Genomic DNA, 15,191 nt, shown 5'->3' on the forward strand with positions numbered 1-15,191 from the left:
TTATCTTTTATCAATTTTTGCAGTAATCGCATCTCCAATAAGTTGGATAATAAATACAATAATCAAAATTAAGATCGTAGCAGCTAGCGTTACGTCATTATGACTGCGCTGGAATCCTTCTAAATATGCAAGGTTTCCAAGACCTCCAGCTCCAATCACACCCGCCATTGCCGTATAGCCGACTAACGCAATGGTTGTTACTGTCAAACCGGAAATCAAAGCTGGCAGCGATTCAGGTAACAGCACTTTAAAGATAATAGTGCTTGTTGTGGCTCCCATTGATTTAGCAGCTTCAATAACACCTTTATCAATTTCACGCAGACCAATTTCTACAAGACGCGCATAAAATGGTGCTGCTCCAACAATTAAAGCCGGTAACGCTGCATTAGCGCCTAAAATACTTCCTACCAATGCTTTGGTAAATGGAATCAGTAAAACAATTAAAATAATGAATGGAATGGAACGAAAGATATTTACAACCGCCGACACAATGGCATATAAAGGTTTGTTTTGCCAAAGCTGTCCTTTGGACGTTAAAAATAAAAGCAAGCCCAATAAAATACCTAGAACAAATGTGGCTACAACTGAAATAGCCGTCATATATAGTGTTTCATTTGTCGCTTGAATAAAATCATCTAAAATAACGTTTGGAAATAGTTTCTCAAGCATTTGTCATTACCTCCACTTCTACCTGCTGCTCATGAATGTATGCAATGACTTTTTCAACTTCTGTTAATTCTCCGTCTAAATGAACGAACAACGTCCCGTATGAACCTGTTTGTGTATGAGAAATCTTTCCTTGCAAAATATTAATCGTTACATCAAACTGTTTTAAAATCGTTGTAATGAGCGGTTGCTCTGCTTTTCCGCCAACAAACGTCAGCTGAATAATTTGCCCGCTTGGATACAGCTCTTTTACTTGTTCAATCGTTTCAAACGTTTCCTCTGGTTCAGAAATCTGTTGAACGAATCGTTTTGTAATCGGCTGCTTAGGTTTTCTGAATACTTCTAGCACTTGTCCTTCTTCTACTACTGCCCCATTTTCCATAACGGCTACTCGATGACAAATTTTACGAATGACGTGCATTTCATGAGTAATCAATACAATGGTTAACCCTAGCTTCTCATTAATATCTACTAACAGATCTAAAATAGAATCTGTCGTTTGAGGATCAAGCGCTGATGTTGCTTCATCACAAAGCAATACTTTTGGATTGTTCGCTAGCGCTCGAGCAATCCCAACACGCTGCTTTTGTCCGCCGCTAAGCTGTGATGGATAAGCATCTTCACGCCCTTCAAGCCCGACTAGCTTAATAAGTTCGTCTACTCGTTTCATTCTTTTTTCTTTTGAAATCCCTGCTATTTCTAACGGAAAGGCAATATTTTCTCGTACCGTACGCGACCACAAGATATTAAAGTGCTGAAATACCATACTAATTTCTTGTCTAGCTTTTCTGAGTTTTCCGCCTTTAATTTTTCCAATATCATTACCTGCTACTTCGACCGTTCCTGTCGTTGGTGTTTCTAATCCGTTTAGCAAGCGAATCAAAGAACTTTTCCCCGCTCCGCTATAACCAATAATTCCGTAAATTTCTCCTTGGTTAACGGTTAGATTCACATTATCAACAGCTGTTACTTGACCGCTTTTGGCCTGATAAATTTTTGTAACGTCTGTTAATGTAATCATATTTCTTCACCTTCTTTAATAAAAACTTAATTATGTTAGGTTGCCCTATAGGATGAAAAAGCCGTAAAACAATTTTCCCCATTAAAAAAGCCTCTCTGCGCATGACAGAAAGGCTCGATATTTAATCCTTTCTCTCATCTTTCAAAGCGCATAGCTTTGCAGGAATTGGCACCATTTCAGTTAGTCTGACGGTTGCCGGGTTTCACAGGGCTCAGTCCCTCCACCTCTCTTGATAAGAGTTCGCAACAATTATTTTGTTTTTAGGAAATATTCATTCATTTATGAACATTCATGAGTGTGATTTTAGCATGTGTCAGATAGGCTGTCAACAGATTTTGTTCTTGGGATAATATCCCAAGATTTCAACAGCCCCAACGGTTCGCTCTCTTTCAACTTCTTCATTTTAAACAAACGTTTGATTATCGAAGCTCCTCGAGTACGTGCTCGATGGAATGAAACGCGTAGAGTTTTTTTACCATTTCACCATTTTCCACTTCAATCAAACAAGGTACGCTTTCAATAGAAAATAATTCTGCTTTTGAAGGCATATAATTTAAATTGCTCATTCCGATGGTTACATCCGGCAGCATCGCTTCTGCCACGGTTAACATTTTTTTTGCCAGCTGACATGTCCCGCAAAAAGGCGTATGGAAAAAGATAAAGGCTCTTTCTCCTTCTTTTAACTGATCATCCAGCTGTTTTTCGCTCCATTCTTGCATGTTGCTCATTCCTTTTATGTTAAAAATTCTGCATTAACATCGATATTGGCACTCAGCAATACTGTTGCTATGTGATGTCTAGGGGCGGCAGCAACTTCTCGGTACATTTTATCAATATATAGATGCTCTGCTTCCGGAAGCTCTCGTTTAAATTGTTTTCTCAGCTTATTCCCTGAATCATCAGAGTCAACGAGTATGTATACCTCTTTGTTAAACGTACAGTCAATAATTTCATCCAGCTTTGATAAACTAATCGTACCGTTTGTACAAATAATTTCAATTGGTTCTCGAATGATATCTTGAATACGCTTTTTATCTGACTTTCCTTCGACAATAATTACTTTTTCAATTTCAATTAGCCCCATTTTCATCACCCATAATCGTCAGTTGTATAGTAACATCATTTCTTTATGCTATACAATATTCGTTAATGTATCACAGTTCACCTGTTTTTTAAAAGAAATTTGCAAGAAAGAACTCTTTTAAAAGGCAGTTTAGGCCATATTATCTCTATAAAACAAGAAAAACAGCGGCAGTTGCCACTGTTTAGCACCATCCTGCTTCTTCATCGCAGTCTGTATATTTTTGCGTTTCACCTTGTTTTTGTACGTCCGCGTATTGATAGAACTTATTATTTTCTTGCGAATATCCTTCTTCAAAGCGGTATTCATTGCCGCTTGTTCCGTAGCTAACTTCACCAATTGGCTGCTTATCAACGTATAATTTCATACCGCCGTCATGAAATTTAGCTGTAACGCGATCTGTAACGTCCATTTTTTGTTTTTCAAACATAAAAAGACACTCCTTTAGCTTGTTTACTAATAGAGTGTCCAGTCAAAAACTTTTCATAAAGACAATTTATGGAGGAATATTATCCTTCGTTTGTCATTTCTTCGTATTGCTCTGCTGTCATCAGCTTGTCTACTTGAGAAGCATCAGATGGTTTGATTGTAATCATCCATGCTTCTTCGTATGGAGATTCATTAACAAGTTCAGGACTATCGCCTAAGTTGTCGTTTACTGCTACAACTTCACCGCTAATTGGTGCGTAAAGCTCAGAAACTGTTTTTACTGATTCAACGCTACCAAACGGCTCGTCAGCTTCTACTGTTGCTCCTACTTCTGGCAGTTCAACGAATACGATGTCTCCAAGCTCAGCTTGAGCGAAATGTGTAATACCTACGCGGACAACGTCTCCTTCTGTTTTTACCCATTCATGCTCTTCAGAATAACGCAAATCTTTTGGTGTACTCATCTTAATCCCTCCAAAATATGTATCGTAATTTGTTTATATAAAAAGCGCCTTCAACGTGGAGAACACTTTCTACAACCTAAAATAACTTCCTATTAACAGTGTAACGTAAAAGGTAAAAATTTTCTATTTGAAAACTTACTTCCACACGTCCTCAAACTGCTCTTCTTTGAAACCAAGCGTTACTTTTTGTCCATCTGTTAGCAGCGGACGCTTAATTAACATGCCATCTGACGCAAGAATAGACAGAAGTTCGTCTTCACTCGCACTGCTTACTTTATCTTTAAGACCTAACTCGCGATATTTTTTACCGCTTGTATTAAAGAATTTTTTTAATTCTAGGCCGCTGTTCTGATAGTAAGCTTGCAGCTGCTCTTTTGTTGGCGGATTTTCTACAATATGAATTTCTTCATATGCTACTCCGTTATCATCGAGCCACTTCTTTGCTTTTCGGCACGTACCGCACTTTGGATATGAATAAAAAAATAATGACATTTCGTCAACCACCCTTTATTTTAAGCTTTTTTCGTATTTTAACACATCCTTTATCATTTACCTAGATAGAGGCTTCTTAAACAAAAAGGAGCTCGCAAAACGAGCTCCTTTTTCCTTAAACTGTGAACTTCTCTACTTCTAGAAGCGTTTTTGCAACCTCGCGCTTTACGCTAATTACATTGATTGGTGTATAGCGAGTTAATTTGCGAAGAGACGAAAGCATGACTCTAAGCGTATCACCTTGTTCAACGCCAATTAACGTTTCTTTTGCATCTGCTTCGATTCGATTAAATGCTTCTTGGCAGAATACTTGCGTGTATTTTAATTTTAAGCTGTTTTGATCTACTCCTGTTTTGGAAATGGCTTTTTCAGTACGTAAAACAGTAGATTCCATTGCATATACGTTACTAATCATATCAGAAATATTAACGAGAATTTCTTGTTCTTTTTCTAATTCTTTGCCATACTTTTGTGCAGCTAATCCCAAAAGCAAGAGCGCAATTTTCTTCCCGTTTTGCACAAGCATTTTTTCTTGATCTAACGGCTCATTTCCTACTTCCTGCGGCATAAGCATCATCAATTCTTCTTGAAGCGTTTGTGCTTTTTGAAGCAGTGGAAGCTCTCCTTTTAACGCTTTGCGTAAATATGTGCCTGGTACTAAAAGACGGTTAATCTCATTTGTTCCCTCAAAAATACGATTAATGCGAGAATCACGATACAGACGCTCAATTTCATACTCGCTCATAAAACCGTAGCCTCCATGAAGCTGCACGCCTTCATCTACAATGTAGTCAAGAGCTTCCGTGGCAAACACTTTATTTAATGAACATTCGATAGCATATTCAGCAATGGAAGCAGCAATTTGTTTTCCGTCTTTTTGCTGTTCTTCTGAAAGCTGGCCCATATGGTCTTCAAAAAGTCCTACCGTACGATATACGGAGCTTTCAGTTGCATACAATTTAGAAGCCATTGTGGCTAACTTTTCTTGTGTTAATGAGAATTTAGCAATTGGCGTTTTAAACTGCTGACGCTGGTTAACGTATTGAGACGTAATTTCTAACGCACGTTTCCCTGCTCCAACTGCTCCAACTCCAAGCTTATAGCGCCCAATATTTAAAATGTTAAAGGCAATCACATGGCCTTTTCCAATTTCACCTAGCACGTTTTCTTTTGGAACAAGCGCATCTTCAAGAATCAACGTTCTGGTTGATGAGCTTTTGATTCCCATTTTCTTCTCTTCCGGGCCAACCGAAACGCCTGGAAATTCGCGCTCAACGATAAAAGCAGAAAATTTATCGCCGTCAATTTTTGCGTACACCACGAATACATCAGCAAATCCAGCATTCGTAATCCACTGCTTTTCTCCATTTAACACATAGTGTGTACCTTCTGCGTTAAGGCGAGCTGTTGTTCGAGCACCGAGAGCATCCGAACCAGAACCCGGTTCAGTCAGCGCATAAGCCGCTATTTTTTCCCCTACCGCTAAAGCAGGTAAATATGCTTGTTTTTGCTCTTCTGTTCCAAATAAGACGATTGGCAATGACCCAATTCCTACATGAGCACCATGAGTGATGGAAAATCCGCCTGCTCGAGACATTTTTTCAGCAATTAAAGCCGAGGTAATCTTATCTAAACCAAGCCCACCGTATTCTTCCGGTACATCTGCACCAAGCAAGCCTAATTCACCAGCTTGTTTTAATAGCTTTACAGAACGGTCAAATTCATGCTTTTCTAAATATTCCACTTGCGGAAGGACTTCGTTTTCTACAAATTCATCTGTCGTCTTGGCAATCATCTTTTGTTCAGATGTATAATCCTCCGGCGTGTAGACGCGGCTTGCATCGCCTTCTTCAATTAAAAAACTTCCACCTTTAATCATTTGTTTTGTTTTATTTGACATGTTCATATCCCCCTTTGAAATGATTATGCTAACAATTCAAATACACCAGCAGCTCCCATTCCTCCACCAATACACATGGTGACAATTCCAAACTGCTCATTTCGACGCTGCATTTCGTGCATTAAGCTAAGAGTCAGCTTAGCTCCAGTACAGCCTAATGGATGACCTAAGGCAATAGCGCCTCCGTTTACATTTACTTTATCTTCATTAATATTTAATTCACGAATAACGCCAAGTGCTTGAGAAGCAAATGCTTCATTTAATTCAAACAATCCGATATCAGAAAGCTCCAGCCCTGCTAGTTTAAGAGCTTTAGGGATGGCAGCTACCGGGCCAATCCCCATTACTTCAGGCGGAACTCCTCCAACTGCAAATGAGCGAAACTTAAGCAAAGGCTTTAAGCCTTCTGCTTCAGCTTGTTCTTTATCCATTAGAAAAACGGATGCAGCTCCGTCACTTGTCTGCGAAGAGTTTCCAGCTGTGACGGATCCTTTAACCGAAAAGGCTGGACGAAGTTTCCCTAATACGTCCGCAGTTGTGCCAGGACGAACTCCTTCATCTTGAGAGAACATCAGCTTTTGTTCACGTAGCTTATTGTTTTCATCGATTTTCCGAAGCGTCACTTCCACAGGAACAATTTCGTCGTTAAACTTCCCTTCTTGAAGTGCTTTTGCTGCTTTTTGATGGCTGCGTACGGCAAATGCATCCTGGTCTTCACGTGAAATGCCGTATTTCATCGCCACTTGTTCTGCTGTATGTCCCATGCCCATATAATACTCCGGCGCATTTTCAACCAGCTGAACATTCGGACGCGCTACGTTTCCAAACATCGGAACAAAACTCATTGATTCTGCTCCTCCAGCTAACACTGCTTTGGCTTGCCCTAGCATAATTCGTTCTGCACCGTAGGCAATACTTTGCAAACCTGATGAACAATAACGATTAATCGTTATTGCTGGCACCGTATAAGGCAAACCTGCAAGAGCGCCAATATTTCGAGCCATATTCAAACCTTGTTCTGCCTCAGGCATCGCACAACCAATAATTAAATCATCAATCGGTCCTTCGTATCCGCCTGCTCGGCGAAGAGTTTCTTTAACCGCAATAGCTCCCAAATCATCAGGTCTAACACTTGCCAATGAACCTTTTTTTGCTTTTCCGACCGGTGTCCTAGCACCTGCTACAATAACTGCTTCTCTCATTTTTTCTCCCCCTTAATTGCGCAGTGGCTTTCCTTTAACTAACATGTGCTGCATACGTTCTTGAGACTTCGCTTCTCCAACAAGGCTTAAAAATGCTTCTCTCTCTAAATCAAGCAAATACTCTTCATCCACTTCGGAACCAAACGCTACGCGTCCTCCAGCTAATACAAATGCTAACTTACTAGCAATTTTGTAATCATGTTCTGATATATATCCTGAATATTTCATGGATTGAGCTCCTAGCAGCAACGTTGCATATCCTGTTTCTCCAACGACAGGAACTTTAGTTTTTACAGGCGGTTTATAGCCCGTGTCGTGTAAAGCAAGGACTGAGTTCTTTGCATCATTCAGCAAGTGATCTCCGTTTACACTGATAGCATCATGGCGGTTTAAAAAGTTTAGCTGCCTAGCTTCTGCAGCAGAAGTAGATACTTTTGCAGTAGCAATTGTTTCAAATGTTTTATTGGCAATTTGCTGAAGATCCAGCGTTACACCGTTCGGTAAACCATTTAGCTGTTTGATATAAAGCTCCTTGTTACCTCCTCCGCCAGGAATTAACCCGACTCCTACTTCTACAAGGCCCATGTAAGTTTCAGCAGAAGCTTGGATTTTAGCTGACGGTAAGCAAATTTCTGCTCCGCCTCCAAGAGTCATCGCAAATGGAGCTGCAACAACCGGCTTTTCGTTATATTTCACCTTCATCATTGCCTGTTGAAATTGTTTAATGACAAGCTCAACTTCAAAATAATTGTCATCTTGTGCTTCCATCAAAATCATAGCTAAGTTAGCGCCAACGCAGAAATTTTTTCCTTGGTTTCCTATGACCAGCCCCTTATAATTCTTGTTCACTTCTTCAAGAGACTGATTCAATAAGCTGATAATATCTAGCCCAATCGCATTGTTAGGAGAAGTAAACTGCAGGCATGCCACATCATCTCCTAAATCAATTAAGCTCGCTCCGCTGTTTTCTAAAATGACATTATTTTGAGAGCGTAAAGATGACAGGTGGATCACCTTTTTATTTTCTTTTACTGCTTTATACTCATCCTCTTCGTAGTAAAGCGTTTGACCTTCCATTTCTTTATAAAAGCTTGTAAATCCATTTTCCTGCATTTGTTTTACCCACTGCGGGATGGCTAAGCCAGACTGCTCCATCTTCTCAATTGATTTTTCTAAACCAATTGCATCCCACGTCTCAAAAGGACCCATTTTCCAGCCAAATCCCCACTTCATAGCTTGATCAATGGCGACGATATCGTCGGCGATTTCATTTTTCAACTGTGCTGCATACACAAGAACGGGGCTGATAATGTTCCAAAGAAGCTGTCCAGCACGATCATCAGAATATATAAGCGCTTTCATTTTGTTTTGCAGCCCTTTTGCCTGCTTACTTAATTCGGTAGAAGCTGTTTTTAACTTCTTTCTTTCGACGTATTGAAGTGTATTAGGATCAAGTTCTAAAATTTCCTTGCCTTTCTTTAAAAAGAAGCCTTGCCCCGACTTGCTTCCCAGCCAGCCATTTTCCTGCATTTGTTTCATAAATAAAGGCACGTCGAATACCTCTTTTTCTTTGCCTTCCACTTTGTCAAACACATTGTTTGCCACATGAATAAATGTGTCTAGTCCCACTACGTCTAACGTTCGAAACGTTGCGCTTTTTTGTCTTCCAATTAAGGGACCCGTCACAGAGTCAACTTCTCCCACGCTGTAATTACCTTTTAACATTTCTTGAACGGTCACAAGTAAACCGTACGTACCGATACGGTTGGCGATAAAGTTAGGCGTATCTTTTGCAATAACTACTCCTTTACCCAATACATCTTCACCAAACGTTTTCATATATTCAACAATTTCTGATTTTGTGTCATGAGTTGGAATAATTTCTAATAACTTTAAATAACGAGGTGGATTAAAAAAGTGCGTTCCTAAGAAATGCGCTTTAAAATCTTCTGAGCGTCCTTTAGCCATTTCGTGGATCGATATTCCTGAAGTATTTGAACTTACAATACTTCCTTTTTTTCGTACGCCGTCAATTTTTTCAAACAACTGCTGTTTAATATCAAGGCGTTCCACTACTACTTCAATGATCCAATCGCAGTCGCTTAACTGCTGTAAATGATCTTCAAGGTTTCCCGGCGTAATTAACGATAGTGACGACTTCGACGTTAAAGGTGCCGGTTTTTGCTTCGTTAATTTAGCTAAAGCAGTTGTGCTCAACCGATTTCTGACTTGCCTATCTTCAAGCGTTAGCTGTTTTTTTTCCTCGTCTGGTGTTAATGAAGCTGGAACCACATCTAGCAAAAGCGTTGGAATTCCTACATTCGCTAAATGAGCTGCAATTCCAGAGCCCATAACTCCTGAACCTAAAACGGCGGCTTTTTTTATGTTCATAATTATCCCCACATCCCCTTTGATATATTGAATGAATGGTCATTCATTTTATGTGTAAAAAAAGAGAGTCACTGTTAATCTCTGTTTTTACTATAAAGCATTTTTAAAATTTTCGCAATATATTCACAATATTATCTCTAACTATTTTTAATGTGTTTGGTTATCTTAATACACAGGAGGTGATTTTGTGAGTAAATTAAAGAAAGATCCATCTTCAGCAGGCGTAAGCGCAGCAAGCGTTAAAGGAAATGCTGGACCGGTTAATGAACCGCACGGACGCGGCAAAAAGACATCTCAAAACCAGCAGTACACAAAGCATAATACACAAGGACATTAACCTCAAAATCGAACATGAGTAATCGAATCATGTTCGATTTTTGACTATTTCTTATTCTGTCATCACGACCATTTCATGGTTATTTTTTTACGATTCCTTTTAAGACAAATGCGACATTTGCAGGTCTTTCTGCAAGGCGCCTCATAAAGTACCCATACCAGTCCGTTCCATAAGGAACGTACACTCTCATTTGATATTGTTCTGCTACGAGCTGAACCTGCCTTTCTGGTCGAATACCGTATAGCATCTGGAATTCAAACTGATTCATTGAAATTCCATGCTTTTTAACAAACTCTTTTGTATACTGAATGATTCGTTCATCATGAGTAGCAACTGCTGTGTAGTGACCGTTTAATAAATGAAGTCCAATTATGTTTTTGAAGTTTTCGTCTACGTCTTCTTTATCAGGAAAAGCCACGTCTGCCGCTTCTTTGTACGCTCCTTTTACTAACCTTAATTTAGGAGCATAAGCATCTAATTCGCGAACGTCACTTTCTGTTCGATATAAGTATGCCTGAAGTACCGTCCCTACGTGGTCATACTCACTTTTTAATTGTTTAAACAGCTTAATCGTCTTGCTGCATCGCTTATAATCTTCCATATCAATCGTCACGAACACGCTATATTTTTCCGCTTCATTTAGAATATGACGCATATGATGAAGCGCCAGATCTTCAGAAATATCAAGTCCCATAGACGTTAATTTCAAAGAAATTTCTGAATCTAACCTTTCTTTGTGTATAAGATGGATGGCCTTTATGCATTGAGCCACAGCATTATTGACTTCAGCTTCACTTTCCACAAACTCTCCGAGATAATCAATCGTTACTTTTAATCCCTGTTCATTTAGCTTTTTTATCACACTAACAGCTTCATCGATGGTTTCCCCTGCAACAAACCTTGCTGCCCCAAAACGTAAACCATAGCGCTTAGCCAGCTTTGTTAACTTTTTGCTTTTTGATAACAATAAAAAAAAGTTTCTTATCGTTTGTTCCAAAGCAACCCCCCGCCTTCACTTGTCATGCACCTCACAAATTTTATCTAATTATCATTAATTTTACCATTTTATCAACCAGATAGATAGGCACCCTTCATTAACATATGCACACTAGATCAAAAAGCTACCTGGAGCTTTTTTGATAAAAAAACATTCATCAGCTTCGTGATGAATGTTTTTATTCTGGTTTTCGCTGTGACGCTCGATGCGCTTCATTCAGCTCTTTTATTTCCTTCACAATTTCAATCATTTCCGCTTTTGCGTCTGGATATAATTGATTCCAATGCTTTGTTAAAGGCGGCATAGATTTTGAGATATGGTTGTAAAGTGCCCACATTTTCACTTTTTCCTGCAGCTGTTCATCACTTTCTCCAACCATTAGTTCCGTATACTTTTCAATCAAACCGTCGAATTGCTCTTGAAAGGTTTTACTCATGCGCAGTCACTCCTTTCTTTGGTTTACAAATAACCGGACACGTTCGACAATAAGTCTCTTTATCTCCTGTTTGGTAGGACAAACAGCACGTTTTTCGTACTCTTATCTCCTGCTTTTGTTTCTCTATATATTGAGGAGGTGAACTGTACCGAGCAAGCGGATTGTTATGATATGAACCAAAGTGACGTCCCTCAGCTTCTTCTAACACGTATCGTAAATTCTTTTGCACTTTCACATTGTCTATTTCTTCGTTTGCTAAAAGCAAATCATAAAGCCAGTGAATATAAACAGCTACGTTTTCCCACAGCGTCAGCTTTGAGATTTTTGTCACTTTACGCAGTACTGACCACATCGGCTCAATTTGATAAGCAAACAATTCATCAAGAAGTTCATCAAGAAGAATTTCGCGATTATCCTCTGTTACTTCTGTCGTCTCAATTTCTGAGATAAACACTTTTGGAAGCCACATCGTTTCAACTTGTTCGGTATGCAAAGATACATTTTTAGTCGATGCATTTATCTTTTTTTGAAACACAATAAATGAATACAAAGCCGCAACCACAACAAAACTATACCGCTTTGCTAACATTGAAGCAGCTGCTCTCAAACTAGCGGCCTCCATCGTCTCTTGAATCCATAATAGCTGCACCTTCACCTTACTTTCATCCATGCAGCTGGCAGGAGAAAACCTGTACAGCGAGTTATCTTTAAACGTACAGCGGAATTTTTCTGCTAACTCGCTTTGCTCATTCCTACTGAGCATGCTGCGTTTCAACTCGCAGCTTATTCACAATACATCGTCCGCGCCCATGAGGAATACAAAGAGGCGTTCCAAATAACGGATCAACCGTCACTTCACAGTTCATATTAAAGACTCGCTGTACTAAATCGCAGTTAATGACTTCTTCTGGTCTTCCCTGTGCATAGATTTTTTTATCTTGAAGCGCCACAATATGATGAGCATAGCGGCAAGCTAAGTTTAAATCATGCAGCACCATTACGATGGTACGATTTTCTTTTTCATTCAGTTCAAACAACAAGTCCAAGATCTCAATTTGATGCGTCATATCTAAATATGTTGTCGGTTCATCAAGTAAAATAATATCTGTATCTTGCGCTAGTGTCATGGCAATCCATGCGCGCTGACGCTGTCCCCCAGAAAGCGAATCAACTTGACGATCTGCCAAGTCTGCTAAGCCTGTTGCTTCCAGTGCATTTTGCACTTTTTCTTCATCCTCTTGAGACCACTGGCGGAACCAATTTTGATACGGATAGCGCCCTTGTTTAACAAGCTGCAGCACAGTCAGACCTTCAGGTGCAACAGGACCTTGAGGAAGGATTGCTAGCTGCTTTGCAATTTCCTTGGTAGGAAGAGAAGAAATTTTAGAACCTTCTAGTAAAATAGAGCCTGCATGTGGCTTCAATAACCTTGCCAGTGAACGCAGCAGCGTAGATTTTCCGCATCCATTACTGCCGATAAAAACCGTAATCTCACCCTTTGGGATGGTAACGTCAAGCTCATCTATAATCATCGCTTCTCCATATGATAATGTTAGCGACTTTGTTTCTAACGAATGCATGCGAATCGCTCCTTCTACAAAGAATGCTATACGTTTCTTTGTTTGTATAGTAAATAAATGAAGTATGGTGCGCCAATTGCAGCTGTAAATACACCTGCTGGCACTTCGATTGGCAAGAAGAATGTTCGGCCAATTAAATCTGCTGCTGTGATTAAAATCGCTCCGATTAGTGCCGATAGCGGTATTAAAGCGCCGAATGACGAACCTACAAGCTTTCGGGCAATATGTGGAGCAAGTAACCCTACAAAGCTAATTCCACCGGCAAATGCAACGGCGCTCCCGGTTAAAGCTGTGCTCATCAGCAATAGTGCCAATCGATTTTTTTGAACGCGACTTCCAACGTTAGTCGCAATTTCTTCACCTAATTCTTGAACATTTAAATTTCGAATCATTAAAATCGTAATTATAACCAGCCCTGCAGTAACTGGAACTAGTACGGAAACACTGGCCCAATTTGAACCATACACCGTTCCGGTAATCCAAATATTTGCCTGGCTAGCGCGGTAGATAGGACCCATAATCATAAACAGCGTGGTCATAGCTTTCGTTAACGCTGTTAATCCAATTCCTATTAATACTAGTGTAATAGGAGAGACACCATTTTTCCAGGCAAACACATAAAGTAAAAGCGCCACTGCCACGGCACCTAAAAATGCGCTAACAGGCATCCAATTAATACTTACGGTTAACGAGTTGCTTTTATCACTAAATAGTGTCAAAAATAACACTACACCAACTGACGCTCCTCCTGTTAATCCAATTAAGTCTGGTGAAGCAAGCGGATTTCTCACAAGCCCCTGCAAGATAGCGCCCGCAATAGCTAGACAAATACCAGCACAAATGGCAACAATAATACGCGGCAGTCTAAAAGATGTAACAACTAATCGTTCAAACTCCAACCCATGACCCGCTAAAATTTTAATTACACGAAATGGATTAATAAATAAGTCACCCGTACCTGCACTTAACAAAAAGAGTGCAACAAGGACAGCTGAAAATCCGGTAATGATTAGAGCAGCTTTTATATTAACTAAAAATGAAATTCTCTTTAAGCGAAGAGATAAGTATGTTTTCATGACGTCTTCGCCCCTTTCCTTGCCATATAGATAAAGAAAGGTGTACCAATAACAGCAGTCATGACTCCAACAGGGATTTCTTGAGGCATAATGACGTACCTTGCGCCAACATCAGCTAATAAAATTAAAATCCCGCCGACAACCGCACTATAAGGAAATACCCAGCGATAATCTTGCCCTACGATTGCTCTTACAACGTGAGGAACAATGATTCCTACAAAGCTAATGGGACCGGCTACTGCAACGGCTCCCCCCGCTAAAATCGCAATAATGATGCCGCTTATAATTTTGACAAGAGCTGTTCTTTGACCTAATCCTTTGGCTACGTCTTCACCAATCGTTAAAATATTAATTTTTGAAGCGATAAAAAAAGTAACAATAATTGCTGGCACTACATAAGGCAGTATGCCATACAACATTTCAACCTTGCGTCCTTGCACAGACCCTGCCAGCCAAAAGAGGACTTGATCAAGCGAAGATTCATCCACAGCTAGCAGTCCTTGTGTTAAAGAAGAGAAAAAGGCTGCAATAGCCGCTCCTGCGAGCGTCAGTTTGATAGGCGTTAGCCCTTCTTTTCCAATGGACCCAAGAAAATAGACAACCACTACGGTTAGTGCCGCTCCTACAAATGCAATCCATGTAAAAGCTTGAAGTGAATTGACCGAAAAAATCATCACTGCAACAACAATAAAAAAGCTGGCCCCAGCGTTCACACCGATAATATCCGGTGAAGCAAGTGGGTTTTTCGTTAACGCCTGCATCATTGCTCCTGCAATTCCTAAACAAATACCTACCACAGCACCGATTATAGCGCGCGGCAATCGAATATTTTGAATAACTATGTGCTCATTCGAACCGTTAAACGCTTGAAAAGCTTCAAATGCTGTTTTGATACTTGTATCTGTGTATCCGAGTACGATACTTAATCCAATACAGATTAAAAGCAGCATGATTCCAATGATGAGCCCCATTACTTTCATTTGAACACTGCGTAGCATCATTTTCATTGCTCTCCTCTAAGATGATTCCTATATATATCTAACCTTTAGTTTAGGAAACATTGAAAAAAGTGTCAATGATTTTGAGAATCATTTTCAATTTTTAATTGACACCGCTTAA

General features: G+C 39.8%; 17 protein-coding genes and 1 riboswitch. Of the genes, 1 reads left to right on the forward strand and 16 read right to left on the reverse strand.

Annotated elements, in window-relative coordinates:
* The 10 genes from ACRPLY_RS19785 to ACRPLY_RS19830 form a co-directional block, all read right to left on the reverse strand.
* A complete protein-coding gene (locus ACRPLY_RS19785; protein ID WP_016765829.1) occupies positions 1 to 669 on the reverse strand; it encodes a methionine ABC transporter permease in 669 nt (222 codons plus the stop codon).
* Entirely contained in the window at positions 662 to 1,687 is a 1,026-nt protein-coding gene (locus tag ACRPLY_RS19790) for a methionine ABC transporter ATP-binding protein (RefSeq protein WP_034264210.1), read from the reverse strand. Before ACRPLY_RS19790 ends, ACRPLY_RS19785 begins: the two co-directional genes overlap by 8 nt.
* A 131-nt stretch (positions 1,688 to 1,818) precedes the next feature.
* Positions 1,819 to 1,926: riboswitch (SAM riboswitch) on the reverse strand.
* Positions 1,927 to 2,106: 180 nt separating this feature from the next.
* Entirely contained in the window at positions 2,107 to 2,406 is a 300-nt protein-coding gene (locus ACRPLY_RS19795; RefSeq protein WP_033580445.1) for a thioredoxin family protein, read from the reverse strand.
* A gap of 14 nt (positions 2,407 to 2,420) precedes the next feature.
* Positions 2,421 to 2,771 carry a toprim domain-containing protein gene (locus tag ACRPLY_RS19800; protein ID WP_025752660.1) on the reverse strand — a complete coding sequence of 117 codons (351 nt, stop codon included), beginning with the start codon at positions 2,769 to 2,771 and terminating at the stop codon, positions 2,421 to 2,423.
* A gap of 181 nt (positions 2,772 to 2,952) precedes the next feature.
* Positions 2,953 to 3,198, reverse strand: a complete 246-nt coding sequence (locus tag ACRPLY_RS19805; protein ID WP_014457881.1) for a YusG family protein — start codon at positions 3,196 to 3,198, stop codon at positions 2,953 to 2,955.
* Between the two features lie 79 nt (positions 3,199 to 3,277).
* Positions 3,278 to 3,661, reverse strand: a complete 384-nt coding sequence (gcvH, locus tag ACRPLY_RS19810; RefSeq protein ID WP_014457880.1) for a glycine cleavage system protein GcvH — start codon at positions 3,659 to 3,661, stop codon at positions 3,278 to 3,280.
* Positions 3,662 to 3,796: 135 nt separating this feature from the next.
* Entirely contained in the window at positions 3,797 to 4,153 is a 357-nt protein-coding gene (locus ACRPLY_RS19815) for an arsenate reductase family protein (protein WP_028412087.1), read from the reverse strand.
* A gap of 115 nt (positions 4,154 to 4,268) precedes the next feature.
* Positions 4,269 to 6,053 (reverse strand): acyl-CoA dehydrogenase family protein, encoded by a 1,785-nt coding sequence (locus ACRPLY_RS19820; RefSeq protein WP_033580444.1) that lies wholly within the window; start codon positions 6,051 to 6,053, stop codon positions 4,269 to 4,271.
* Positions 6,054 to 6,076: 23 nt separating this feature from the next.
* The gene (locus ACRPLY_RS19825; protein ID WP_165635037.1) at positions 6,077 to 7,255 is read right to left on the reverse strand and encodes an acetyl-CoA C-acetyltransferase; all 1,179 of its coding nucleotides are present in this window, start codon (positions 7,253 to 7,255) and stop codon (positions 6,077 to 6,079) included.
* A gap of 12 nt (positions 7,256 to 7,267) precedes the next feature.
* Positions 7,268 to 9,649 carry a 3-hydroxyacyl-CoA dehydrogenase NAD-binding domain-containing protein gene (locus ACRPLY_RS19830; RefSeq protein ID WP_432232105.1) on the reverse strand — a complete coding sequence of 794 codons (2,382 nt, stop codon included), beginning with the start codon at positions 9,647 to 9,649 and terminating at the stop codon, positions 7,268 to 7,270.
* Between the two features lie 184 nt (positions 9,650 to 9,833).
* Between ACRPLY_RS19830 and ACRPLY_RS19835 the strand changes: the two genes are divergently transcribed.
* Positions 9,834 to 9,983 carry a YuzL family protein gene (locus tag ACRPLY_RS19835; protein WP_013059660.1) on the forward strand — a complete coding sequence of 50 codons (150 nt, stop codon included), beginning with the start codon at positions 9,834 to 9,836 and terminating at the stop codon, positions 9,981 to 9,983.
* Between the two features lie 79 nt (positions 9,984 to 10,062).
* Here the strand turns inward: ACRPLY_RS19835 and ACRPLY_RS19840 are convergent, their stop codons facing one another.
* The 6 genes from ACRPLY_RS19840 to ACRPLY_RS19865 form a co-directional block, all read right to left on the reverse strand.
* Positions 10,063 to 10,980 carry a proline dehydrogenase family protein gene (locus ACRPLY_RS19840; RefSeq protein ID WP_028412084.1) on the reverse strand — a complete coding sequence of 306 codons (918 nt, stop codon included), beginning with the start codon at positions 10,978 to 10,980 and terminating at the stop codon, positions 10,063 to 10,065.
* Positions 10,981 to 11,158: 178 nt separating this feature from the next.
* Positions 11,159 to 11,416: a YusU family protein gene (locus ACRPLY_RS19845; protein ID WP_028412083.1), complete on the reverse strand. Its 258-nt coding sequence runs from the start codon at positions 11,414 to 11,416 to the stop codon at positions 11,159 to 11,161.
* Positions 11,409 to 12,179: an IucA/IucC family C-terminal-domain containing protein gene (locus ACRPLY_RS19850; RefSeq protein WP_165635039.1), complete on the reverse strand. Its 771-nt coding sequence runs from the start codon at positions 12,177 to 12,179 to the stop codon at positions 11,409 to 11,411. The genes ACRPLY_RS19845 and ACRPLY_RS19850 overlap by 8 nt, the downstream gene beginning before the upstream one ends.
* Positions 12,169 to 12,996 (reverse strand): ABC transporter ATP-binding protein, encoded by an 828-nt coding sequence (locus ACRPLY_RS19855; protein WP_013059664.1) that lies wholly within the window; start codon positions 12,994 to 12,996, stop codon positions 12,169 to 12,171. The genes ACRPLY_RS19850 and ACRPLY_RS19855 overlap by 11 nt, the downstream gene beginning before the upstream one ends.
* A 26-nt stretch (positions 12,997 to 13,022) precedes the next feature.
* Positions 13,023 to 14,072, reverse strand: coding sequence for a FecCD family ABC transporter permease (locus tag ACRPLY_RS19860; RefSeq protein ID WP_028412081.1), 1,050 nt, complete (start codon positions 14,070 to 14,072; stop codon positions 13,023 to 13,025).
* Positions 14,069 to 15,073 (reverse strand): FecCD family ABC transporter permease, encoded by a 1,005-nt coding sequence (locus ACRPLY_RS19865; RefSeq protein WP_028412080.1) that lies wholly within the window; start codon positions 15,071 to 15,073, stop codon positions 14,069 to 14,071. Before ACRPLY_RS19865 ends, ACRPLY_RS19860 begins: the two co-directional genes overlap by 4 nt.
* Positions 15,074 to 15,191: the final 118 nt, after the last annotated feature.

The sequence above is a fragment of the Priestia sp. TGN 0903 genome, assembly GCF_050846855.1.
Taxonomy (GTDB): Bacteria; Bacillota; Bacilli; order Bacillales; family Bacillaceae_H; genus Priestia; species Priestia zanthoxyli.